Below are 23,889 nucleotides of genomic sequence, written 5' to 3'. Positions count from 1 at the left end.
CTCCCGGCGGCGTTAGACCGGGCTATTTTTTCGCTTCGACACCCGACGCGTCTGAACGCAGCAGGAACTGTTCCGTGGTTTGCGGAATGTGGCGAATCAGCCAGTCGGCCATTTCAAGCTCTTCCGCCAGAATCGTCTCGATAGCGGGGACCGAGGCGACGTCGCCTGCTTTTTTTGCCGCAGCGAGCAGGGAGGTATAGCAGGCTATTTCAAACTGTTCGAAGACATAGCCGCTGATTGACCCCTTAACGATCTCGTCAGAAGGGAACATGCCGCCGATGGATTGACCGAGCGCCGCCATTTTGCTCATCGAGTCTTTTAAGACCGAACGAGAAATATCATTCCGGTCGAGGATTTCCTCCAGCAATGTAATTTGCCGTTTTGTCTCATTAATATGCTGTTCAATTCTGGCGCGAACATCAGGATAATTATCGATGCGGCTGGCCATGGATTCCAGCATAGATTCGGCTTGCTTTTCCATCGCATGGGCATCGCGTAGCCAGTCATGGTAGTGTTCTACGTGATTCATCATTGTATCCTCATTAGGGGTTCGCTTATTTGGTCTCACTTTCAGCAGCCTGATCGGCACGTGCGGCACTGTAGCCAGATAAATGGCCGACAATATTGGCATAGATACTAATGATAATGACCCACAGCACGCTGCTCTTCCACCATATTACGGAAGGAATGGCGAGAATGAACCATATTATAGCTGCCGCTAAATGGCACCGTTTAATTGTCCTGGGACTGATGCTCATTTTATTTAACCTGTGTTATAGCGTCATTTTTGCGCTTTTTGGTTAATGTTTCCAACGGCCAGGTCGGTGAGTTTAAGGTCGGTCTCTTTTTCTTCTTCCAGCGTTTCGGCAAGAAGCTTAACGGCTTTTTTATAGCCCAGCTGTTCTGCTAAGGTGGCAAGGGTGCCGTAGCTGGCTATTTCGTAATGCTCGACTTTTTGCGCGGCGGCAATTAACGCGGCATCACGCACTTCATTTTTTTCCGTGCTCTCGATAACTTCGTTGGCTTCTTCAATTAAGCCTTCCATCGCCACGCACTTCATGCGTTTGATCTTAATACCGTCTTCCTGCTCGACGATCTGGTCAATACGTTCGATTTGACCCTGAGTCTCTTCCAGGTGGGCGGTAAAGGCGGCGCTCAGCTTCTCGCTGGAGGCGGCGCGGGCGAGCTTGCTCAGCGCACGGGTAAGCTGCTTTTCTGCACTGTAGGTATCCGATAGTAGATGAATAAAAACATCCTCAATACTTTTCATATTCATAATAATTACGCTCCGGTAAAATAAAGAAAGGGTACTGCGAGCTTTTCAGCCCGCAGCATGCTCTCGGTTTTATTAAAAGAGTTTTAAATAAGATTAGGAGTTATCAGACTTACGGCCTCCGCCGTGACTGTTCTGTCCCCCTTTCTTACCCGCTTCAGATGCGCGTTGCGGATCGTTTTTAAAATTACCGCCGCTGTGCTGGCCACCTTTACGTCCAGCTTCTGATGCTTTATCACGGTCTTCAGCGAAATTACCGGAACCACCACGATGCTCTGCCATATTAAACCTCATAGTCATATATTGGTTATGTCAGTACGATACGAAAATATTCCGTATCACTCGTCGTTCGAGTAATAACTCTAGTCGCTGTGCGTCATCCGTCAAATGCGTTTTGCTTTTTGCGGTTGCGTTATTTTTAAATATTGGAGGATTTGCGCTTCGGTTAAAATGGAAATATGGATAGGCAGGAAGGACTTGTAAACAACCATTAAGATTAATCCTAACTTCGGGCTAAAAATTTGAAAGGTGAGAATAAAAATAATGGTGTGCTCAAAGTGGTTTATTTGCAGCTTCGGGAAAGGAAAAAAAATACTCCTTTATAGCTAGAAAGCGGAACCCTAAATAATTATAAGGAAAATCCTGGATAAAAGCGTTCCGGTCAAAAGGGCGGTTCCACCGGGCCGGTTCTGGGGCCAGTAGCACACGGTTTGACCACTGTCGTCTTAAGATCACAAATCAGAAATTCTTCCCCCCGGAAGGAACGGGTTTCTCTACACTCCAGGTAATATTCACTGGAGGCATGACATCATGGCGAACACCATCACGGCTGATGACATTCGGGAACGCTTTTCGCAGGCTATGTCGGCGATGTACCAGCAGGAAGTTCCGCAGTACGGCACCTTGCTCGAACTGGTTGCGGACGTCAACCTGGCGGTTCTGGAAAATAATCCACTATTACATGAACAACTGGCTAACGCCGATGAGCTTGCGCGCCTGAACGTCGAGCGTCACGGGGCGATCCGCGTCGGCACGGCGCAGGAGCTGTCTACCCTGCGCCGCATGTTTGCCATCATGGGCATGTACCCGGTCAGCTACTACGATCTCTCTCAGGCGGGGGTGCCGGTCCACTCCACGGCGTTTCGCCCGATCGATGACGCCGCCCTGTGCCGTAATCCGTTTCGCATCTTTACCTCGCTGCTGCGCCTTGAGCTGATTGACAACGTTGCGCTGCGCGAGCGGGCGGCAGAAATTCTGTCTCACCGGAACATCTTCACCCCGCGCTGTCTGGCGCTTCTCGATCTGCATGAGTCGGAAGGGCAGTTTACCGACGCGCAGGCGCGCGAGTTTGTGCAGGAAGCGTTAGAAACCTTCCGCTGGCACCGTCATGCGACGGTCGACCAGGAAACTTACCTCGCCCTGAGCAACGAGCACAGGCTGATAGCCGACGTGGTCTGCTTCCCGGGCTGCCACATCAACCACCTCACGCCGCGCACGCTGGATATCGACCGGGCGCAGGAGCTGATGCCGAAGTACGGCATTGAGCCAAAAATTCTGATTGAAGGCCCGCCGCGCCGCGAGGTTCCCGTCCTGCTGCGTCAAACCAGCTTTAAGGCGCTGGAAGAACCGGTGCTGTTTGCCGGTGAACATAAGGGCACCCACACCGCGCGCTTTGGTGAAATTGAACAGCGCGGCGTGGCGCTGACCCCTAAAGGCCGTGAGCTGTACGATAGCCTCCTTGCCCTGGCCGGAACGGGTAAAGATAACCTGACGCACCAGCTGCATCTGCGGGAGGTCTTTAGCGCCTTCCCGGACAGCGAGCTGTTAATGCGTCGTCAGGGGCTGGCGTATTTCCGCTACCGTCTGACGCCAGCGGGAGAAGCGCATCGCCATGCGTTCCGCCCGGGAGACGATCCGCAGCCGCTGATTGAGCGGGGATGGGTAGTGGCCCAGCCGATCACCTACGAAGATTTCCTCCCGGTGAGCGCCGCCGGGATTTTCCAGTCCAATCTCGGGAATGAAACCCAGGCGCGAAGCCACGGTAACGCCAGCCGCGAGGCGTTTGAAGCCGCGCTCGGCTGCCCGGTGCATGACGAGTTCGCCCTCTATGAGGAGGCTGAGACGCGCAGCAAACAGCGTTGCGGTTTGCTCTGAAACCGTTACTCTGCTGGGGTGTGATGGAAAAAAATAAGGTCGTTATGCAACATCTTTCCACCCCTGTGGTTGAAACGCGCCAGGGCGCGCTGTCTGGCTTAACCGATGAAAACGTCCACCTCTGGTGCGGTATTCCCTACGCCGCACCGCCCGTGGGCGAGTGGCGGTGGCGTTCGCCCAGGCCGCCCGAACGCTGGGATGGCGTTCGCGAGGCCACCGTCTTTTCGGCCTCAAGCTGGCAAAGCAGCGAGTATTGTCAGGAGCTGGGCGGGGGCGATCCGGGCTCCTTCTCTGAAGATTGCCTCTATCTGAACGTTTGGTCTCCCGTTGACCGTAGCGGGCCGCTTCCGGTTATGGTGTGGCTGCACGGCGGCGGGTTTACCGTGGGCGCGGGTTGCTTGCCGCCCTATAACGGTAAAGCGCTGGCCACGCGCGGCGTGGTTATCGTGACAATCAACTACCGCCTCGGTCATCTCGGCTTTTTTGCCCATCCCGCGCTGGAGGGCGAGGAAGATCGCGTGGTGCATAATTTTGCCCTGCTGGATCAGATCGCCGCGCTGGAATGGGTGCGGGAGAATATTGCCGCGTTTGGTGGCGATCCTGACAATGTGACCCTGTTTGGTGAATCCGCCGGCGCGCGCAGCGTGCTCTCTCTGCTGGCCTCGCCGCTGGCAGAAGGGCTTTTCCATAAGGCGATTGTGCAAAGCGGATACACCCTGCCGGACACGCCGCGCGAGCAGGCCCTGCAAAAAGGGGAGGCGCTGGCCGCCCATTTCGGGCTGGAAAATGCGACGGCGGAGCAGCTGCGGGCCATCCCGCCCGAGGCGTTCTGGCCGCTCGCCGCGCCGCTCAACGTCGCTCCGGCGCCCATCGTGGGGGACTGCGTTCTGCCGGAAGCGATGCTGGACGTCTTTTTCGCTGCGCGCCAGCATCCGGTACCGGTGATGATTGGCTCTAACAGCGATGAGGCCAGCGTGATGGCGGTATTTGGCGTCGATCTCGCCGGACAAATTCAGAAGCTGCGCCGGGAGCGCCGCTTCGGGCTGGGGCTGATTAAGCTGCTCTATCCGGGCGTGAAGGGCGATGAAGAGCTGGGCAGGCAGGTGTGCCGCGACATGGCCTTTACCACGATGGGCTACGTGGTGATGCAGGCTCAGCAGCGTGTCGGCGGCTTGTGCTGGCGCTATTGGTTTGACTATGTCGCCGAAGCGGAGCATGGAACCTACGTTAACGGCGCGTGGCACGGCAACGAAGTGCCCTACGTTTTCGATACCCTCGGCCAGGTGGAGCCTTCACGTCAGTACGTCAACGAGCGGGATCTGCAGTTTGCGGCGCAGGTAGCGGATTACTGGGTGAGCTTCGCGCGTGAAGCGGGATCTCGCGACAGCCTGCCCGGACCGACGCACTGGCCCGCGTGTCGTAAAGGGCGGGACGTTCTGTTACGCATTGGCGTGAATAAACATGCAGATTTCAGGCTTGAAAACCGCTTTATGCGCGCCCGCATGAGCCTCTTCAAACGGGTGATGAAGCACCACGTCAGCCTCGATTAAGCAAACAGGCGCGAAACGCAGCCAGTCCATTCTCCTCGGCTGGCGTTTCGCGGAGCACCAGCCGGTAGCTCGCGCCGGTTTTGATGCTGGTTTCATAAGGCCGCATTAGCCTTCCCGCGCGGACATCCTCGGCCACCAGCGTTTCGTCGGCAATGGCGACGCCCAGCCCCTGAATGGCGGCGGTAATGGCAAGATCCATCGTGTCGAAGTGTTGATTTTTGTGCATGGCAAAGCCGGGACCTTCCTGCTTCGTCAGCCACAGCGACCAGTCTGTTTTATCCCTTGTCGGATGCAGGAACGTCAGCGATCCCAGCGCTGCCCCCGCGCGTACCGGACTGATCACTGGCGTGAGCGCCTCTTCAAACAGCAGATCGCCTGCGCTCATGTGCGTGCCGAAGACAATCGCCGCGTCGTAGGATTCGGTTTTGAAATTGACGTTGTGATCGGTGGTGGTGGTCAGGGCAATCTGCAGATCCGGCTGCTCGCGCTCCACCTCCAGCAGGCGCGGCACCAGCCAGCGCATGGCGCAGGTAGGGGCCTTAAGCCTGATCGCGGTGTGCGGGCTTCGGGCCCGATCGGCCACGGTCAGCAGGTGTTCGAAAGCAGACTGCAGTTCCGGGAGCAGGGCGCTGCCCTGGGAAGAGAGGCGCAGGCCGCGCGCGTGGCGTTCAAACAGCGGAAAGCCAAACCACGCCTCAAGGGAGGCAATCTTACGGCTTACGGCCCCCTGCGTCAGGCAAAGCTCCGCGGCAGCATGGGTCAGATTCAGGTGACGCGCGGTGACTAAAAATGCGTCAATGGCATTGAGCGGGAGCGAACGGCGCGACATAAAAACACCTCAGCTATGCATTTTTCTCATGGCTATTATGACAACAATTCGATTGTCCCGACAGCAGAGATGTTGTTTGAATAGTTATGCAATGTCCATGAGAAGGGAAAGAGGATGACTTTACGAACGCCCGTGCAGACGCGCTCCAAACTGCCCGATGTGGGTACCACCATTTTTACCGTTATCGGCCAGCTCTCGGCGCAGCATAACGCCATTAACCTTTCTCAGGGCGCACCGAATTTTTCCTGTGACCCGAAGCTGATTGCGGGCGTCACCCGGGCCATGGAGGAGGGGCATAACCAGTACGCGTCGATGACCGGTCTGCAGCCGCTCAAAGAGCGCATTTCCGATAAAATCGCCGCGCTCTACGGCACGCAGTATGACCCGACCAGCGAGGTGCTGGTGACCGCCAGCGCCAGCGAAGGGCTCTATTCCGCCATCAGCGGGCTGGTGCATCCGGGGGATGAGGTGATCTACTTTGAGCCCTCCTTTGACAGCTATGCGCCCATTGTCCGCCTGCAGGGGGCAACGCCGGTTGCCATCAGGCTCACGGTGCCGGATTTTGCCGTCAACTGGGACGAGGTCCGCGCTGCCATCACCTCGCGCACGCGGATGATCGTCATCAATACGCCGCACAACCCGAGCGGTCAGGTCTTCTCGACCAATGACCTGCAGCAGCTGGCGGCGCTGACGCGCAACACGGACATCATTATTTTGTCTGACGAAGTGTATGAACACGTCGTTTTCGACGGTGAGCCGCACCACGGGATGGCCACGCACCCGCAGCTGGCGGAGCGCAGCGTGATTATTTCTTCTTTTGGAAAAACCTATCACGTCACCGGGTGGCGCGTGGGGTACTGTGTTGCTCCGGCGGTACTGATGGACGAGATTTGTAAAGTCCATCAATTTTTGATGTTTTCTGCCGATACGCCAATGCAGCACGCGTTTGCTGAACATATGGTCGACCCGCAAACCTGGCTGTCGCTGTCGGCGTTTTACCAGCGTAAGCGCGATCTGCTGCAGAGTCTGCTGGCCGATTCGCCGTTCACGCTGCTGCCCAGCGCCGGATCGTTCTTCATGCTGGCGGACTACAGCCAGTTCAGCGACGAGCGCGACAGCGAGCTGGTGAAGCGGCTCATCGTCGAGTACGGTGTTGCAACCATACCGCTGTCGGCGTTTTATGCGGACGGCACGGATAATAAATTGATTCGTCTCTCTTTTGCGAAAGACGAGGCGACGTTACGGGCAGGTGCCCAAGCCCTGTGTCGGGTCAAACCACGCTGAGCCTATCCCATTAGGCTATTTTATTCGCCATTTTGGCACCGGGCAGTGCTCGAAATCCTCACGTACTACATGTACGTTCCGGTTTCTGTGCGCTGTCCGGTACCAAACTGTCTTCAACAATTACGCCTACTGGGATAGGCTCTGAGGAGTTTGAGATGAAATTACGCGCGCTAGTTGTCGGCATGGGATTGCTGTGTACCTTTTCCTCCTTCGCGGCGTCCGAGCTGCGTTACGGCCTGGAAGCGGAATATCCGCCGTTTGAGAGCCGCAATGCGGCGGGCGAAATGGAAGGGTTTGACGTGGAGCTGGGGAATGCCATCTGCAAAGCGGCTGCGCTGAAGTGCAGCTGGGTGGAAACCGCGTTTGACGCCTTGATTCCGGGGCTGGTGGCGAAGAAGTTTGACGCCATTAACTCGGCGATGAACATTACCGAGCAGCGCCGCAAGAGCATTGATTTTACCCAGCCGATCTACCGTATTCCGTCGCAGCTGGTCGGCAAGGCCGGTACGGCGGTTGAGGCCACGCCAGAAGGGCTGAAGGGCAAAACCATCGGCGTACTGCAGGGCTCAATTCAGGAAACCTACGCGAAAGAGCACTGGGAAAAGCAGGGTGTCACCGTGGTGTCTTATAAAGATCAGAATATGGCCTGGGGCGACCTGCTGAATGGCCGCATTGACGCCTCGCTGGTGATGTCCGCGGCCGGGCAGGCGGGTTTCCTCAGCAAGCCGCAGGGTAAAGGGTTTGGCTTCATCGGCAAGCCGGTGTCTGACGACACGATCCTCGGCAGCGGGATCGGCTTTGGGCTGCGCAAGGGTGACGAGGCCACCAAAAAGCAGCTTGATGCCGCGATTGATAAAGTACGTGCCGACGGCACGATCGCTAAACTCGCTGATAAGTACTTCCCGGGTATCGATGTCAGCGTAAAATAACCACCTCATTAGCCCCGGCGAACGATGTCGCGCCGGGGCATTTTTCTACACATATTCCAGGCTTTCTTTACACCACTTTCGGGCCGTTCTGGTCGACAGAAAATATTTCTCGGTTTGTTCATATAATCACCGGCCAACAATTGGATTCTTAACCATTTTTGTTTAGGCTGTGCGTTCTTTCTTGCCGTCATTTCGCCGAGCGCGGAACACATTCACACGACCATAAGGACGTTTTTCCAGGCATGAATCGCAGACGTTTTCTAAAAGGCTCGCTGGCAGTGGCAGCCCTGAGCGGCACCTCTGGCCTTGCTTCCCTGTTTTCCAACGCGGCATACGCTGCCGACTCTGACATTGCTGACGGCCAGAGCCGTCGTTTTGACTTCTCCGTACTGCAATCCATGGCGCATGATCTGGCGAAAACCCCGTGGGGTGGCGCGCCGCGTCCGCTGCCGGAGACGCTGGCGACCATGACGCCGCAGGCGTATAACGCCATCCGCTACGATGAGAAGCAGTCTCTGTGGAACAACATTGAAGGGCGTCAGCTGGACGTGCAGTTCTTCCATATGGGAATGGGGTTCCGCCGCCGCGTGCGGATGTTCTCGCTGGACCAGTCCACCTCAATGGCGCGCGAGATCCACTTCCGTCCTGAGCTGTTCAGCTACGGTGAAACGGGTGTGGATACCAAACAGCTGGAGGGGCAAAGCGATCTTGGCTTTGCGGGCTTCCGCGCCTTTAAGGCGCCGGAGCTGGCGCGTCGCGATATCGTCTCTTTCCTGGGTGCGAGCTATTTCCGCGCGGTGGATGACACCTACCAGTACGGCCTCTCCGCACGTGGTCTGGCAGTAGACACCTTTACCGACACGCCGGAAGAGTTCCCGGACTTTACCGCCTTCTGGTTTGAAACCGTCAAGCCTGGCGACACCACCTTTACCGTTTATACGCTGCTCGATAGCCCGAGCATTACCGGTGCCTACAAGTTCGTGATCCACTGCGAGAAGAGCCAGGTGATTATGGAGGTGGAAAACCATCTCTACGCGCGTAAGGACATCAAGCAGCTCGGCATCGCGCCGATGACCAGCATGTTCAGCTGCGGCAATAACGAACGCCGCATGTGCGATACCATTCACCCGCAAATTCATGACTCCGACCGCCTGGCGATGTGGCGTGGGAACGGAGAGTGGATCTGCCGTCCGCTGAACAATCCGCAGAAGCTGCAGTTCAACGCCTATATGGATAAAAACCCGAAAGGGTTCGGCCTGCTGCAGCTTGACCGCGATTTTTCGCACTATCAGGACGTGATGGGCTGGTATAACAAGCGCCCGAGCCTGTGGGTTGAGCCGCGTAACGACTGGGGTAAAGGCGCGGTTGGCCTGATGGAGATCCCGACCACCGGTGAAACGCTGGATAACGTGGTCTGCTTCTGGCAGCCGGAAAAAGCGGTGAAGGCGGGCGACGAGCTGGACTTCAAATATCGTCTGTACTGGAGCGCCATGCCGCCGGTGCGTTCCCCGCTGGCCAACGTTTTCGCGACCCGTACCGGCATGGGCGGGTTCCCGGAAGGCTGGGCGCCGGGCGAAAATTACCCGAAAGTGTGGGCCCGTCGCTTCGCGATCGACTTCGTCGGCGGTGACCTGAAGGCCGCTGCGCCAAAAGGCATCGAGCCGGTGATTACGCTCTCCAGCGGTGAAGCGAAGCAGGTTGAGATCCTCTACGTTGAGCCGTTTGACGGCTATCGCATTCTGTTTGACTGGTACCCGACCTCGGATTCAACCGAGCCGGTAGATATGCGCCTGTTCCTGCGCTGCCAGGGCGACGCCATCAGCGAAACCTGGCTGTACCAGTATTTCCCACCGGCGCCGGATAAACGTCAGTATGTTGACGACCGGGTAATGCGTTAACGCTTGTGGGATTGTGCCGGGTGGCGGCTGCGCCTGACCCGGCCTACTCTGGACGCATTTGTAGGCCGGGTAAGCGTTAGCGCCACCCGGCAATAGAGAGGCACCATGTCTTCAGAAATTATCCCCGTTTCCCAGGATATCGAACTTCGCGCCGTCGAAGAGCGCTACACCGCCGAGCTGCACAATCTCGTCGTCAAAAACAGAACCTTTCTGCAAACCGCCTTTGACTGGGCGCAGCACGCGGGCAGCGAAGAGGATACCCGCCGCAACGTGCAGAGCAATCAGATGCTGCACCAGCGCGGCTACGCCAAAATGTTTTTGATCTTTAAGGATGATGCGCTGGCTGGCGTGCTGTCTTTCAACACGATTGAACCCACTAACAAGGCTGGCTATATCGGTTACTGGCTGGATGAAGACCACCAGGGGCAGGGCATTCTCTCCCGTTCGCTGCAGGCATTTATGCGCTACTATGCCGAACGCGGTGAGATCCGCCGCTTTGTGATTAAGTGTCGGGTGGCTAATCGGCACAGCAACAGCGTTGCCGTGCGCAATGGTTTCACCCTGGAAGGCTGCCTGCGGGAAGCGGAATACCTGAATGGCCGCTTTGAGGATGTAAACATCTACGGAAAAATTTATAGCCTATAACGCCCCCAGCAGCGGGGTGCGGGTGATGCGCTGGTCGCCGTTAACCACCTTTTCGCCGCGCAGGTGAATGCTCTCTCCGGCAAACGCTTCAATGACCGCATCGTCGGTGATTTCCACCCGATGCTCAATCAGCACATCGCCGCTGATCCGCGCCCGCCCCTGAATCACCACCTTATCATCCAGCATGATCGGCCCGCCGCGCAGCCACGCCTGGCCGCCAATCAGAACGTGGTGCTTGATGACGCAGTTTCCTTCCACCACGGCATTCTCCGCAATCTGAGAGCTGTAGCGCACCGTCGGAATAGCATCCTCGTCAAAGCCGGCAATCACGCGGGCGTTGCCATAGACTTTTGCGCAGTCGCACACCCAGACGTTATTCAGGTCGTTACCTTCGAGAATGGCCTTGTCGAAGACTTCGGCCCGGTGCTCGACAAAGGCAAAATTGACCATCGCCTCGCCGTAGATTTGCGCCTGGTGCACAACGCGCGATTGGCTCACCGTCGCCTTATCGTAGATTCGCAAGATCTGTTCATGGTCTGGCGTTAACCCTTTGGCGGCAATGACCACGCTGTGATGCAGCACGCGCGCCTCACCGTAAATATGGCACTCGCCCCGCACGCAGGATTGCTGAATGGTGACGTTGTCACTTATTCGCGCGCCGTGGCTGACCTCCGCCCCGTCCAGCCAGCAGCTGCCGCCGATACGGGCATCATGGCTGATGATGCAAGGTAGGGTAAGACGCGCGTTGCCGGACACCGTTGCACAGGCGAACACCACGCTGTTTTCGTCATAGATCCAACAATCACCGTCCTGCGAGAGAGCGTGCGCATCGTCTATCCAGCCGCCCCTGGTGCCGGCCTTCACGTCGTTAAAATCCACTGTCGCGATAATCTGTCGCAGCGCCGTTGAGTGTGCCGTCTCGCCGTTTTTCCACTGCCAGATGCGCGTCTTGTCGCTAAGGCGATATTTGTTCATCGTTATGTCTCTGAAAAGCGTCTTCACTAAACGTAGCAAATTTTTCGGTTTTCGAACGGTTGGCAACCCGACGGTAAACGCCTTAAAATGGCATTCAGGATGCACGTTAAACTTACGCAGGATCAGGAAAAAACGAATGACCGTCGATGAGAATTACTTCACAGAGAAATATGGTTTAACCCGAACCCATTCAGAGGTGCTGTACAGCGCGGAGAGGGTGAAGCCCGGTAAAACGCTGGATCTGGGCTGCGGCAACGGCCGTAACAGCCTGTATCTGGCGGCTAACGGCTACGAGGTGACCGCGTGGGACAAGAACCCAATGAGCATCGACAATATCGAGCGCATCAGGGCGGAAGAAGGGATCGACAACCTCCAAACGGCGGTTAAAGATCTCAATAACCTGCGCTTTGACGGTGAATACGATTTTATTCTCTCCACCGTGGTGCTGATGTTCCTGGAGCCAGAAACTATCCCGGGCCTAATCGCCAACATGCAGCGCTGCACAAGGCCGGGCGGCTACAACCTGATTGTTGCCGCCATGGACACGGCGGATTACCCGTGTACCGTCGGCTTCCCGTTTGCGTTTAAAAGCGGTGAGCTGAGCAACTACTATGAAGGCTGGGCGTTGCTCAAATACAACGAAGACGTTGGCGAACTGCACCGCACGGATGAAAACGGTAACCGCATCAAGCTGCGCTTTGCCACGATGCTGGCACGTAAACCCGCTTAACGGGCGGCCAGCAGACAGATTTGCAGCGCAGTCTTGTAAGAAGCCTCAAATGACGACAGCGGCAGAAATTCAAACTTCGAGTGGAAGTTGTGCGCGCCGGTGAAAAAGTTCGGCGTGAGCAGCCCTTTAGCCGAAAGCGCCGCGCCGTCCGTGCCGCCGCGCATTGGCGTTGGCTTCGGCGTGATGCCGAGTGACTCCATCGCCTCGAACATCAGGTCGATAGCGCGCCGGTCTTCACCCACCGCATTGCTGATATTGCTGTAGGTATCTTCAATGCGATAGTCCACGCTGGCCGTCGGATGTTGGGCGGCAATCAGCGCGGCCACGTCGGCAATCTGCTGCTTGCGGGCGGCAAAGCCGTCCTTGTCAAAATCACGGATGTTCGCCTTAAGCACGGCCTCGTTCTGCCCGGCCTGAATGCCGTTAAACCAGATATAGCCTTCACGCCCCTCGGTGCACTCCGGCGTCTGCTGGCGGTCAAAATGGCTGATGAAGTCGGTTGCCATCAGCAGAGGGTTCACCAGCACGCCTTTGGCGGACATCGGGTGCGCCGTCACGCCGGTAAAGCGGATCTCCGCAGCGGCCGCATTAAAGTTCTCGTAGACAATTTCACCCAGCTCGCAGCAGTCGATGGTCCAGGCAAAGTCGACGTCGAAGCGCTTAAGATCCAGCGCCTTGGCGCCGTTCAGGCCGATCTCCTCGTCAGGCACAAACGCCACGACGATATCCCCGTGCCGATGCTCCGCCGTCAGGTTTTCCAGCACCGTCATGACCACCGTCACGGCGGATTTATTATCCGCGCCCAGAACGCTGGTTCCGTCGCTGAAAATAATCTCCTCATTCGGATAAGCCAGAATTTCAGGATGCTCTTTTACCCTCAGCCAGATGTCTTTCTCTTTATTCAGGCAGAGATCTTCACCGGTAAACGTTAATATTTGTGGATGAATATCCGGTGATAAACCCACGTCTACGGTATCAATATGGGTAATAAAGCCAATGCGCGGCGCGCCGGGCACGTTGCCTTTTTTTACCGCCGTTACCGTGGCGAATTCATCAATCACAATATCGTCTAAACCCAGCTGTGCCAGCTCCTGCGCCAGCTCGCGCGCCATGTCGTGCTGGCCCGGCGTTGAGGGCAGAGTGTTGACTTTGGGATCGCTCTGGCTGGTGATAGCGAGATAGCGGAAAAAACGGTGCGTTAATTGTCTGGAAAGCGGCGAGCCCATAGTGATTTGTTCCTTATTTATTTTTCGGGTGTTTGCCACATCACTTTAATGTTATTTATGAAACGGCAAAAGAATTAATTAGCCGTCGAATTAAAAAGACAGGAATAAATGATGAACAGCAGACTCACAACTTTCACACTGGCGCTCGCGGCACTGACGGTCAGCTCGGCTGTCGCCGCGAAAACGCTGGTGTATTGCTCCGAAGGATCGCCGGAAAACTTTAACCCTCAGCTATACACCTCGGGAACCAGCGTGGACGCCAGCGCCGTGCCGGTCTATAACCGGCTGGTTGATTTCAAACCCGGCACCACGGAGCTGGTGCCAAGCCTGGCAGAACGCTGGGAGGTGAGCGACGACGGCAAGGTGTATACCTTCCATTTGCGCAAAGGCGTTAAATTCCAGAGCAATAAGTCCTTCACGCCGACGCGCGACCTGAACGCCGACGACGTGATTTTCTCATTTATGCGTCAGAAAGATGCGAATCATCCCTACCATAACGTTTCAAACGGCAGCTACGCCAACTTCGAAAGCCTGGAGTTTGGCAGCCTGATAACCGCGATTGATAAAGTCGACGACCACACCGTGCGCTTCACCCTGGCGCACCCGGAAGCGCCGTTTGTTGCCGATTTGGCCTGGTATTTTGCTTCGATCCTTTCCGCGGAATACGCCGACGCGATGCTGAAAGCGGGCACGCCGGAGAAGGTGGATATGGAGCCCATCGGCACCGGGCCGTTCAGGCTGGCGCAGTATCAGAAGGATTCCCGGATCCTGTTCACGGCGTTTGCCGACTACTGGCAGGGGAAATCGAAGCTCGATCGGCTGGTGTTCAGCATCACGCCGGATGCCTCCGTGCGGTTTGCCAAACTTGAGAAGAACGAATGCCAGGTGATGCCGTTCCCGAACCCGGCGGACCTGCCGCGTATGAAGGCCAACAAGGACATCAACCTGATGAGCAAAGCCGGGTTGAATACCGGTTTTCTGGCGTTTAATACCCAAAAGCCGCCGCTGGATAACGTCAAGGTCCGCCAGGCGCTGGCGATGGCGATCAATAAACCGGCCATCATTGAGGCGGTATTCCACGGTACCGGCACCGTAGCGAAGAGTCTGCTGCCGCCGGGCGTCTGGAGCGCCGACAGCGCGCTTAAGGATGACGATTACGATCCCGAAAAGGCGAAGGCGCTGCTGAAAGAGGCCGGTTTTGCCGGCGGCGTGAGCATCGACCTGTGGGCGATGCCGGTGCAGCGTCCGTACAATCCGAATGCGAAACGCATGGCGGAGATGATCCAGGCCGACTGGGCGAAAGTCGGCGTACAGACCCACATCGTTACCTACGAATGGGGCGAATACCTGAAACGCGTGAAGGGGGGTGAGCATCAGGCCGCGCTGATGGGCTGGACCACCGCCACGGGCGATCCTGACAACTTCTTTGGCCCACTGTTTACCTGCACCTCGGCAAACGGCGGATCAAACTCGGCGAAGTGGTGTTATAAGCCTTTTGATCAAATCATTGCGCAAGCAAAATCCACCACCGATCGCGATAAACGCGTGGCGCTGTATAAAGAGGCTCAGCAGATGATGCACGATCAAATGCCAGCAGTAATGATTGCACATTCAACCATTTTCGAACCGGTGCGCAAGGAGGTAACGGGATATGAAATCGACCCGTTTGGTAAGCATCTTTTCTGGCAAGTGGATATAAATCAGTAGTTTTTCACTGCCCGGCACGCCGCCGGGCAGTCTTTTCGCAATTTGTGCTCCCCGCATCATTTTTTGTCACAACAGACCTACCCGTCTTTTGCTATAACTTCAAATGCATACTTGCAGATAACATGGAAAACTATCATGCGTACTCAAACTTTTTTTAAAGTTGCAGCGCTTTCTGGTCTATTGGCTTTGGCGGGCTGTTCTTCAAAAGTCGCCGCGCCAGAACAATACTCTGGCTTTTTAAAAGACTACTCCGGCCTGCAGCAGACGACGTCTGCGACGGGCAAAGCCACGCTGCGTTGGGTTGATCCTTCCTACAACGAAGCTAATTACGACAGCATTATCTGGACGCCGGTCACCTATTACCCAACGCCTAAGCCCTCCACGCAAATCGGGCAAAAAACGCTTGATGAGCTGCTCAACTACACCAATACCAAATTGAAAGCTGCTGCAGGTACGCGCAAGCCGATTGTGACCACGCCGGGTAAACATAGCCTGATTTTCCGCGGCGCGATTACCGGGGTGAGTTCGCAGAAAGAAGGGCTGCAGTTCTATGAAGTGGTGCCCGTTGCGCTGGTGGTTGCCGGTACGCAGATGGCAACCGGACACCGCACCATGGATACCCATCTTTTCTTTGAAGGCGAGCTGATCGATGCGGCCACCAACAAACCGGTCATGAAGGTGGTGCGTAAAGGTGAAGGTAAAGAGGTGAATAACGAAAATACGCCTGTGACCTTTGCGACGCTGAAGCAGGTTGTTGACGACATGGGGACGGATGCCACCATGTTTGATGTGAAAAAGACCGCAAAATAACTGAAAACGGCCTGCACAATGCAGGCCGTTTTGTTCACGCCGTTCGCAAGCGCCTGAACCAGGTTTCCGGTTTGGTAAACATCACCATATTCCCCCCCAGTATCAGCATCAGTCCCACAATGCCGTTGATATGCCAGACGTAGCCTTCATACACCGTGGAGATGGACAACGCCACCAGCGGGAAAAGCAGCGTGCTGTAGGCCGCTTTGCCCGGACCAATGCGGCCCACCAGGGTAAAGTACGCGCCAAAAGCAATCACCGAGCCAAACAGGGCCAGATAAACCAGAGCGCCGAGATAGCTCACCGTCCATTCCGGCACAAAGCTATCGCCTCTGAACAGCGCAATGCAGCCCATCACCAGCGTGCCGTAGAGCATCGCCCAGGCGTTGGTGGTCATGGTTTCCAGACCTCTGCGCTGATGGCGCATGCTGATCATATTGCCCAGCGAGAAGCCGTAGGTGCCAAGCGCGGAGAGGCCGATTCCAGTCAGGAGCGACGCGCTCCAGCCGCTGGCGAGCAGATCGTCCCAGAAGAGGGTGACGATCCCGACCAGGCCCAGCGCCGCCGCCGCCCAGAAACGCGCGGGCGGGCGCTGCCCGAAGAAAATAAAGCTGTTAATGGCGTTATAGAGCACCGCCATGGAGAAGATTACCGACTCCAGCCCGGTGTTGATGTGCGAGGCGGCGGTGTAAAAACACCAGAAGTTAAAGCAGAAAACGCAGCACCCCTGGAGCAGGCAATAAAGGTGATCCCGCAGTGCCAGCGTGCGCAGGCGGCGCAGGGCGATTAACACCACCATCATCGTGAGGCTGGCGACGGCGAAACGCCAGAAAATAGAGACGGGCGCGGCTACGGGACCCTGCTGCAGGAAAATCGCAATCCAGGTGGTTCCCCAGATGATCACCACCAGTCCGTATAATAATGCGTTCATATTTTTTCTCTTCTCAAACCACGGAAGCCCGCAGTATGGCGCTGAGAACCGCACCTGGCTTTCACCGGCTTGCGGGTGACTTGCAAAATCTTGCGCTTTTTTCTTCCACAGGGTCTGGCAACGCGAGACAACTCTTCTTAGACTGATGTTCCGAACCATCATGCGCTAACGGTTATGTCTCACGCTTACGATACCTTTGAAACGCTTTGCCAACAGAATGCGGTCCTGCGGGAGACCGTCTCGCTGAATTCGGGTATTCAGCTGGCAGCGTGGTACAACAAGCACGATACGATAACGGTAAAAAGTAATCACCATACCCTCAGCCTGTACGTGGCGGACGGCTACGAAAGCTATCAAAAAACGCCCGGCGGCTGGAAGAACGGCGGAGGACCGGACCGTTTCTGCCTGATGCCCAAGGAGAGCGAATCGACGTGGGATATCCGTGATGACCTGTCGTTTGTGCATCTCTACTGCACCGATGAACACCTGCGCGACGTGGGGGAAAAGATCTGGGACAAGCGGCCGCTTTCGCTGACGCTGGACGAGCGCATTTTTGGCAGCGATCCGAAGATCACCACGCTGTACCGCCAGTTTTTGCTCGGCTGCGACTGGCAGCAGCATGCCAACCAGCTCACGCTGAGCACCGCCTCCACGCTGCTCCTGACCCATCTGCTGCAAAACTACGCTAACGTGCAGTGGAAGCTGCCGGTCGTCACCGGTGGGCTATCGCCGTTCGTGCTGCGCAACGTGCTGGCCTTTATCGAAGAGAACCTGGGGCAGCCCCTGACGCTGGCCGAGCTGGCGGCGCAGGCTGCACTCAGCGAATACCATTTTGCCCGCATGTTCCGCCAGTCGACGGGGCTGGCACCGCATCAGTATGTGATGCAAAGGCGCATGGAAAAGGCGAAAGAGATGGTGCAGCATACCGCCACGCCGCTAACGGACATCGCTCTGGCCTGCGGGTTTAACTCCGCCAGCCACTTCAGTAACCGCTTTCGCAGCGCGACGGGCATGACGCCTTCGCAGCTACGCGCGGCGAGCGCGTGAAAACAGGGCATAGCACACGCCGCCCAGCACCAGCCCCCAGAATGCCGAACCGATGCCCAGGATCGTGACGCCGCTTGCGGTCATCAGAAACGTGACGATGGCCGCGTCGCGCTCCGCTTCGTGGTTCAATGCCTGACAGAGACTCCCGCTGATGGTGCCCAGCAGGGCCAGACCGGCGAGCGTCTGGATCCAGCTGAGCGGTAGCGCGGCCATCAGCCCGGTAATGGAGCCGCCGAACATTCCCGCCAGCAGATAAAACCCACCGGCCGCGATGGCCGCCAGCCAGCGTTTACCCGCATCCGGATGGGCATCCGGACTTTGACAAATGGCGGCCGTGATGGCCGCGATACAGATGGAAAAAACGCCAAAGGGAGAAAGCAGCAGCGCCAGCGCGCCGGTCACGATTATGAGCGGTGAGACCGCCAGCGGGTAGCCGGAAGCCTTCATCGTGGCGAACCCCGGTGCGTTTTGCGAAGCCATGGTGACCAGGAAGAAGGGCACGCCAATGCTCACCAGGGGGGTGAAAGTGAACGCGGGGGCAATAAACTCAGGCATGACCAGAGAGAGGGTAACTTTATCCGTGACAACATCACCACTCGCCCAGGCCACAATACCCCCGACGAGCAGCGTGACCACGATGGCATAGCGCGGAGCGAGCGCCTTTGCTAAGAGCCACGCCGCTATCATGCTGCCGCACAGCAGAAAATGCCCCTCCAGATGCGCAAACGCGTGCAGGCCAAACTGCAGCAGCACGCCTGCCAGCATGGCGGCAGCGAGCGAATGGGGGATCAGCCTCATCAGACGGGCGAACAGCCCGGTGATGCCGCAAAGTAAAATGAGCGCGTTAGCAAAGATGAATACGCCGATCGTTTCTGCCAGCGTCACGCCGTGCAGGCTGGTGGCGAGCAGCGCCGCGCCGGGCGTCGACCAGGCGGTCAGGACCGGTGCTTTATACCACAAGGAAAGTGCCAGGGTGCTGACGCCCATGCCAATCCCCAGCGCGGTCATCCAGCCCGCAATCTGCTGCGCGTTGGCGCCTGCCGCGGCGGCGGCCTGCCAGATGATGGCGGCCGAACTGGCGTAACCGACCAGCACGGCGACAAATCCTGCCAGTACGGCCGGAACAAGGTGAGAGGAAGGGCGCATGAAAACTCCGCTGTGCGTTATAACGTCCGACATAAGGTAGCACTGTGCGCTATAGCGTACAAGTGGTATGCTGACCGCAACAGGAGGGAATATGGACATCACACAACATCTTGCAGCAACGCTGAAAACGCTGCGCCAGGCGCGCGGCTGGAGTTTGTCGAAGCTCGCGGACGAGACCGGCGTGTCGAAAGCCATGCTTGGGCAAATCGAGCGCAATGAGTCCAGCCCGACGGTGTCGACGCTGTGGAAAATCGCCACCGGGCTGAACGTGCCGTTTTCCGCGTTCATCACGCCGGAGGCTGACCGGCAGGCGGTGTTTGACCCGCAGCAGCAGGCAATGGTCGTCAAGCCGCTTTTTCCGTGGGACGAGACGCTGGGATTTGATTATTTCTCCATTACCCTGGCACCCGGCGCGCTGAGTGAATCCACGCCGCATGAGGCCGGAGTGATTGAACATGTGGTGGTGGTCAGCGGCGAGCTGGAGATGAAGCTCGAGGGCAAATGGCAGACGCTTTCTGCCGATTCAGGCATCCGGTTTGCCGGCGATAAACCGCACGCCTACCGCAACAGCGGCGACCGGACGGTGCATTTTCACTCCCTGATTCATTATCCCCGCTGACGCTACGCAAAACTGTTTCGCTGACGCAGACTTCTGACTACAATAGCCGCCATTTTGACCATAACGGATAACGACGAAGTATGCGCCTGCAATCCCATCATCTTGAACTTTTGAGCCCGGCCCGCGACGCCGCCATTGCCCGTGAAGCGATCCTTCACGGCGCTGACGCCGTCTACATCGGTGGCCCAGGCTTCGGTGCCCGCCATAACGCCAGCAACAGCCTGAGCGATATTGCTGAACTGGTGCCGTTTGCCCACCGTTTCGGGGCGAAGGTGTTCGTGACCCTGAACACCATTCTTCATGATGATGAGCTGGAGCCTGCGCAACGTCTGATCGCCGACCTCTACCAGTCCGGCGTCGATGCCCTGATCGTTCAGGATATGGGCGTGCTGGAGCTGGATATTCCGCCGATTGAGCTGCATGCCAGTACCCAGTGTGATATCCGCACGGTAGAGAAGGCGAAGTTTCTCTCCGACGTCGGGTTTTCGCAGATCGTTCTGGCGCGCGAGCTGAACCTGAATCAAATTCGTGATATTCACCAGGCTACGGACGCGACGATTGAGTTCTTCATCCACGGCGCGCTGTGCGTCGCCTATTCCGGCCAGTGCAACATTTCCCACGCGCAGACGGGCCGCAGCGCCAACCGCGGCGACTGTTCTCAGGCCTGCCGCCTGCCGTATACCCTGAAAGACGATCGGGGACGCGTCGTCGCGTTCGAAAAACACCTGCTCTCCATGAAGGATAACGATCAGACGGCCAACCTGGGCGCGCTGATCGACGCGGGCGTGCGGTCCTTCAAGATTGAAGGGCGCTACAAAGATATGAGCTACGTGAAGAACATCACCGCGCACTATCGTCAGATGCTGGACGCCATTATCGAAGACCGCGGTGACCTGGCGCGCGCGTCGGCCGGACGCACCGAGCATTTCTTTATTCCATCAACGGACAAAACGTTCCACCGCGGCAGCACGGACTATTTCGTGAATGCCCGTAAAGGGGACATCGGCGCGTTTGACTCACCGAAGTTTATCGGTTTACCGGTGGGCGAAGTGCTGAAGGTGGGGAAAGATCACCTGGATGTCGAGGTGACGGAACCGCTGGCGAACGGCGATGGCCTAAACGTAATGATTAAGCGTGAGGTTGTGGGCTTCCGTGCCAATACGGTCGAGAAAACCGGCGAGAACCGCTACCGCGTATGGCCGAATGAAATGCCAGCCGATCTTTACAAGGCGCGGCCAAACGCGGCGCTTAACCGTAACCTCGATCATAACTGGCAGCAGGCGCTGCTGAAAACCTCCAGCGAACGTCGTATCGCCGTGGATATAGCGCTGGGCGGCTGGGAAGAGCAGCTGATTCTGACCATGACCTGTGAAGACGGCATCAGCGTGACCCATACGCTTGAGGGCCACTTCGAGGTGGCAAACAATGCGGAAAAAGCGCTTAACAGCCTGAAAGATGGCGTGGCGAAGCTCGGGCAGACGATTTACTACGCGCGCGCTATCGACGTGAATCTGCCGGACGCGCTGTTCGTACCAAACAGCCTGCTTAACGCGTTCCGCCGTGAAACGGCAGAGATGCTGGATGCCGCGCGCCTGGCACAGTATCCGCGCGCCAGCCGTAAAGCGGAAGCCGTTCCTGCGCCCGTCTACCCGGAGACCCACTTATCCTTCCTGGCCAACGTCTATAACCATAAGGCGCGTGAGTTCTATCATCGCCACGGCGTGCAGCTGATTGACGCCGCCTATGAAGCGCATGAAGAGAAGGGCGACGTACCGGTGATGATCACCAAGCACTGCCTCCGCTTTGCGTTTAACCTGTGTCCGAAGCAGGCGAAAGGAAACATTAAGAGCTGGAAGGCCACGCCTATGCAGCTGGTAAACGGCGACGAAGTGCTGACTCTTAAGTTCGACTGCCGTCCATGTGAAATGCATGTGATTGGCAAGATGAAAAACCACATCTTCAAAATGCCGCAGCCCGGCAGTATCGTGGCGTCCGTCAGTCCGGACGACCTGATGAAAACCCTGCCAAAACGCAAGGGCAGCTAATTACCGAACGTGCGTATCCGGTTTGCGCGATTTTTGCCACAGGTGATGTTCGCGCAAACCCTCCGCCGATTCCTCCGCCGCACTCCGCAACTCATCGCTGTCGGCTTCATGACGAAGCTGATGCCCCACATTCTTTACCCACAAATATTCATGTCCTTTGTGCCCGGCCATAAGCTGGCCAGAAAACAACGCACAAACAAGCATGATAAGAGATAACCCTTTTTTAACCATGGTTTCACCGCAGAAAAACAGTCCAGGATTATCTTGTCGATTATTTCCTGGTGTTATTATTCGAAAATTAAAATTAGCGCAAAGAAAATGTCAAATAATGTGCGGTCGAATTAGCAGTTAGGATGTTTCCTAAAAAGCAAAGGCAACTTTGTAAACTCCCATTTCTGGTACATTATTAGTTGTTCGAATTAAGGAAAAATCTTATATAATAGTTGCCTTGGCTAAGGAACAGGTCACTCCAAAATGAAAAAAATAATTGCGTTTGCGCTTCTGGCGGTTGCTGTGGGCGCCGTCGCGGGGATTCGTTATGCAGGTAATGACGAACCAGAATATCTTCGGTCGGCAGAAGTTCGCGTAGGTTCTTATTTAACCAGCGACTATGGAAACGTTGCCTGCTCCAGCAAAAAAGTAAACGATCAGCGTTGGGAATTAGATTGCACGCATCGGGCTAGAGGAAAAACGTTCCAGTTCGCGGTGTATCCCTCTGAAAAAGCACCTTATGGCGTTGCACGCTCCTTTTATCTTGAAGCCATCAATGATGACGCAAAACAGAGCGCTGAGCAGGGCCTTATGCGTTATTTGCAAATTAATACCCATACAGGCTAATAAGGTTGTTTAGCGTTCGTTAAGACAACCGATGGTAGTTTGTATGAGATCCGCAGCCCGGCCATGGAGTGTCGGGACGTAGAGACCAAAATACAAATCTATCCATGCAAGCATTTACCGCCTTTTGGGGCGGTTTTTTTTTGGACGGTTCACTGCGCGCTTAACCCTGTGTGAAACCCTCAGCCTTTAGCGGGCGGTACCCGGACGCGAAAATTGCTTGCGGTACTGAGCCGGAGAAAGCGCAAACTGCTGGCGGAAATGATGACGCAAGGTCGACGCCTGGCCAAACCCGGTCTGTTCAGCGATGCTGTCGATGCTTAACCGGCTGCTTTCCAGATAATCTTTTGCTCTCAGCAGACGCTCATTGATTAACCAGCGTGCAGGCGTCGTTCCCGTTGCCGCCTCGAAGCGGCGAAGGAAGGTGCGCTGGCTCATTCCGACCCGACGCGCCAGGGAGTCGACGCTATGCGCCTCGATAAGATGCGTGTGCAGAAAATCAAACAGCTGGCCCAGACGCTGGCTCTCCCGCAGCTGGGCCACCGGACGGCTTAGCTGCTGCGGCTGAGAGCCATCCCGGTGGGGCGGAATAACCAGCCGACGCGCCACGCTGTTGGCGGTTTCCATGCCATAATCCCGACGCACGACGTGCAGGCAGAGATCGATCCCCGCCGCGCTGCCCGCGGAGGTCAGAATATCCCCTTCGTCCTGGTACAGCACGTCCTCAACCACGTCGATGTCAGGATAGCGGGCCTTAAGCGCGTCGAGATAGCGCCAGTGCGTGGTGGCTTTACGTCCGTTCAGCAGTCCCGCAGCGGCCAGCACAAACACCCCCGAACAGATAGAGAGCAACTGGCACCCGCGCGCGCTGGCCTGACGCAAGGCGTCGCAGAGCGCATCCGGAACAGGGGAGTCAAGCCCCCGCCAGCCGGGAACCACGATCAGATCGGCAGACTCAAGGAGCGTAATATCACCATCGGTAATGATGCGGATCCCGCCCGTCGCCCGAAGTTCACCGTCATCCACGCTCGCCACCGCAAAACGATACCAGGCGTCGCCCAGCTCGGGGCGCGGCAGGCCGAAGATCTCCACCGCCACGCCAAACTCAAAGGTACACAGACCGTCATACGCCAGCACGACCACCTGCGGGCGGGCAATGTGTCTTAAGTTTGTCATCTTTTTGCTGTTTTCTGGCATAGGCGAACGCATTCATGGGCTGAGTTTGTGGATAGAGTAGTGTTAACACAAACGCCTAAG

24 protein-coding genes are annotated in these 23,889 nt (G+C 56.7%); 13 read left to right on the top strand and 11 right to left on the bottom strand.

Features of this window, described 5'->3' with window-relative positions; genetic code table 11:
* Positions 1-22: 22 nt before the first annotated feature.
* From ACJBF3_RS03480 to ACJBF3_RS03465, 4 genes are all read right to left on the bottom strand, one after another.
* Positions 23-529, bottom strand: a complete 507-nt coding sequence (locus tag ACJBF3_RS03480) for a ferritin-like domain-containing protein (RefSeq protein WP_045326151.1) — start codon at positions 527-529, stop codon at positions 23-25.
* Between the two features lie 25 nt (positions 530-554).
* Positions 555-758, bottom strand: a complete 204-nt coding sequence (locus ACJBF3_RS03475) for a hypothetical protein (protein WP_032640249.1) — start codon at positions 756-758, stop codon at positions 555-557.
* A gap of 23 nt (positions 759-781) precedes the next feature.
* Positions 782-1,276: a ferritin-like domain-containing protein gene (locus ACJBF3_RS03470; RefSeq protein WP_045326152.1), complete on the bottom strand. Its 495-nt coding sequence runs from the start codon at positions 1,274-1,276 to the stop codon at positions 782-784.
* Between the two features lie 93 nt (positions 1,277-1,369).
* The gene (locus tag ACJBF3_RS03465) at positions 1,370-1,555 is read right to left on the bottom strand and encodes a general stress protein (protein ID WP_004136767.1); all 186 of its coding nucleotides are present in this window, start codon (positions 1,553-1,555) and stop codon (positions 1,370-1,372) included.
* A 528-nt stretch (positions 1,556-2,083) separates the two neighbouring features.
* Here ACJBF3_RS03465 and ACJBF3_RS03460 point away from each other — a divergent pair.
* Together ACJBF3_RS03460 and ACJBF3_RS03455 are read left to right on the top strand one after the other, a co-directional pair.
* Positions 2,084-3,427 (top strand): VOC family protein, encoded by a 1,344-nt coding sequence (locus tag ACJBF3_RS03460; protein WP_045326154.1) that lies wholly within the window; start codon positions 2,084-2,086, stop codon positions 3,425-3,427.
* A gap of 44 nt (positions 3,428-3,471) precedes the next feature.
* A complete protein-coding gene (locus ACJBF3_RS03455; protein ID WP_045326609.1) occupies positions 3,472-4,977 on the top strand; it encodes a carboxylesterase/lipase family protein in 1,506 nt (501 codons plus the stop codon).
* On the opposite strand, the gene ACJBF3_RS03450 is transcribed toward ACJBF3_RS03455, so the two are convergent.
* On the bottom strand, positions 4,964-5,806 hold the full coding sequence (locus ACJBF3_RS03450; protein ID WP_045326156.1) for a LysR family transcriptional regulator: 843 nt from the start codon (positions 5,804-5,806) through the stop codon (positions 4,964-4,966). The two genes, ACJBF3_RS03455 and ACJBF3_RS03450, sit on opposite strands and share 14 nt — an antisense overlap.
* Positions 5,807-5,920: 114 nt before the next feature.
* On the opposite strand from ACJBF3_RS03450, the gene ACJBF3_RS03445 reads away from it, so the two are divergent.
* The 4 genes from ACJBF3_RS03445 (at position 5,921) to rimL (ending at position 10,562) form a co-directional block, all read left to right on the top strand.
* Positions 5,921-7,090 (top strand): pyridoxal phosphate-dependent aminotransferase, encoded by a 1,170-nt coding sequence (locus tag ACJBF3_RS03445; RefSeq protein ID WP_045326158.1) that lies wholly within the window; start codon positions 5,921-5,923, stop codon positions 7,088-7,090.
* A gap of 155 nt (positions 7,091-7,245) precedes the next feature.
* A complete protein-coding gene (locus tag ACJBF3_RS03440) occupies positions 7,246-8,019 on the top strand; it encodes a transporter substrate-binding domain-containing protein (protein WP_045326160.1) in 774 nt (257 codons plus the stop codon).
* 242 nt (positions 8,020-8,261) lie between these two features.
* Positions 8,262-9,917: a glucan biosynthesis protein D gene (locus tag ACJBF3_RS03435; RefSeq protein WP_045326162.1), complete on the top strand. Its 1,656-nt coding sequence runs from the start codon at positions 8,262-8,264 to the stop codon at positions 9,915-9,917.
* Between the two features lie 105 nt (positions 9,918-10,022).
* On the top strand, positions 10,023-10,562 hold the full coding sequence (gene rimL, locus ACJBF3_RS03430) for a 50S ribosomal protein L7/L12-serine acetyltransferase (RefSeq protein ID WP_045326163.1): 540 nt from the start codon (positions 10,023-10,025) through the stop codon (positions 10,560-10,562).
* On the opposite strand, the gene ydcK is transcribed toward rimL, so the two are convergent.
* Complete coding sequence (gene ydcK / locus ACJBF3_RS03425) at positions 10,557-11,537, bottom strand: YdcK family protein (protein ID WP_406544721.1); 981 nt, start codon at positions 11,535-11,537, stop codon at positions 10,557-10,559. The two genes, rimL and ydcK, sit on opposite strands and share 6 nt — an antisense overlap.
* Positions 11,538-11,673: 136 nt before the next feature.
* Between ydcK and tehB the strand changes: the two genes are divergently transcribed.
* Entirely contained in the window at positions 11,674-12,267 is a 594-nt protein-coding gene (gene tehB / locus ACJBF3_RS03420; RefSeq protein ID WP_045326166.1) for a tellurite resistance methyltransferase TehB, read from the top strand.
* Here the strand turns inward: tehB and pepT are convergent.
* Complete coding sequence (gene pepT / locus ACJBF3_RS03415) at positions 12,264-13,493, bottom strand: peptidase T (RefSeq protein WP_045326167.1); 1,230 nt, start codon at positions 13,491-13,493, stop codon at positions 12,264-12,266. The genes tehB and pepT overlap by 4 nt on opposite strands.
* Positions 13,494-13,604: 111 nt before the next feature.
* Between pepT and ACJBF3_RS03410 the strand changes: the two genes are divergently transcribed.
* Positions 13,605-15,200, top strand: a complete 1,596-nt coding sequence (locus tag ACJBF3_RS03410; protein WP_047717714.1) for an ABC transporter substrate-binding protein — start codon at positions 13,605-13,607, stop codon at positions 15,198-15,200.
* Between the two features lie 135 nt (positions 15,201-15,335).
* The gene (locus ACJBF3_RS03405; protein ID WP_045326170.1) at positions 15,336-16,010 is read left to right on the top strand and encodes a DUF3313 domain-containing protein; all 675 of its coding nucleotides are present in this window, start codon (positions 15,336-15,338) and stop codon (positions 16,008-16,010) included.
* A gap of 34 nt (positions 16,011-16,044) precedes the next feature.
* Here the strand turns inward: ACJBF3_RS03405 and ACJBF3_RS03400 are convergent, their stop codons facing one another.
* A complete protein-coding gene (locus tag ACJBF3_RS03400) occupies positions 16,045-16,941 on the bottom strand; it encodes a DMT family transporter (protein WP_045326171.1) in 897 nt (298 codons plus the stop codon).
* 174 nt (positions 16,942-17,115) lie between these two features.
* Here ACJBF3_RS03400 and ACJBF3_RS03395 point away from each other — a divergent pair, with 174 nt between their 5' ends.
* On the top strand, positions 17,116-17,988 hold the full coding sequence (locus ACJBF3_RS03395; RefSeq protein WP_045326174.1) for a helix-turn-helix transcriptional regulator: 873 nt from the start codon (positions 17,116-17,118) through the stop codon (positions 17,986-17,988).
* Here the strand turns inward: ACJBF3_RS03395 and ACJBF3_RS03390 are convergent.
* A complete protein-coding gene (locus tag ACJBF3_RS03390; RefSeq protein WP_045326176.1) occupies positions 17,968-19,134 on the bottom strand; it encodes a benzoate/H(+) symporter BenE family transporter in 1,167 nt (388 codons plus the stop codon). The genes ACJBF3_RS03395 and ACJBF3_RS03390 overlap by 21 nt on opposite strands.
* 91 nt (positions 19,135-19,225) lie before the next feature.
* On the opposite strand from ACJBF3_RS03390, the gene ACJBF3_RS03385 reads away from it, so the two are divergent.
* Complete coding sequence (locus ACJBF3_RS03385) at positions 19,226-19,753, top strand: helix-turn-helix domain-containing protein (RefSeq protein WP_045326179.1); 528 nt, start codon at positions 19,226-19,228, stop codon at positions 19,751-19,753.
* Between the two features lie 80 nt (positions 19,754-19,833).
* The gene (locus ACJBF3_RS03380; protein ID WP_045326181.1) at positions 19,834-21,798 is read left to right on the top strand and encodes a U32 family peptidase; all 1,965 of its coding nucleotides are present in this window, start codon (positions 19,834-19,836) and stop codon (positions 21,796-21,798) included.
* Here ACJBF3_RS03380 and ACJBF3_RS03375 read toward each other — a convergent pair whose 3' ends face one another.
* The gene (locus ACJBF3_RS03375) at positions 21,799-22,029 is read right to left on the bottom strand and encodes a DUF2554 family protein (protein ID WP_045326184.1); all 231 of its coding nucleotides are present in this window, start codon (positions 22,027-22,029) and stop codon (positions 21,799-21,801) included.
* A 243-nt stretch (positions 22,030-22,272) separates the two neighbouring features.
* On the opposite strand from ACJBF3_RS03375, the gene ACJBF3_RS03370 reads away from it, so the two are divergent.
* Positions 22,273-22,635 (top strand): hypothetical protein, encoded by a 363-nt coding sequence (locus tag ACJBF3_RS03370; protein ID WP_045326185.1) that lies wholly within the window; start codon positions 22,273-22,275, stop codon positions 22,633-22,635.
* A 186-nt stretch (positions 22,636-22,821) separates the two neighbouring features.
* On the opposite strand, the gene ftrA is transcribed toward ACJBF3_RS03370, so the two are convergent.
* Positions 22,822-23,829 carry a transcriptional regulator FtrA gene (gene ftrA, locus ACJBF3_RS03365; protein ID WP_045326187.1) on the bottom strand — a complete coding sequence of 336 codons (1,008 nt, stop codon included), beginning with the start codon at positions 23,827-23,829 and terminating at the stop codon, positions 22,822-22,824.
* Positions 23,830-23,889: the final 60 nt, after the last annotated feature.

The sequence above is a fragment of the Enterobacter sp. PP-008-ECC_S150 genome, assembly GCF_045257065.1.
In the GTDB taxonomy this organism is placed as follows: Bacteria; Pseudomonadota; Gammaproteobacteria; order Enterobacterales; family Enterobacteriaceae; genus Enterobacter; species Enterobacter chengduensis.
This window is presented reverse-complemented; position numbering and strand designations above follow the sequence as displayed.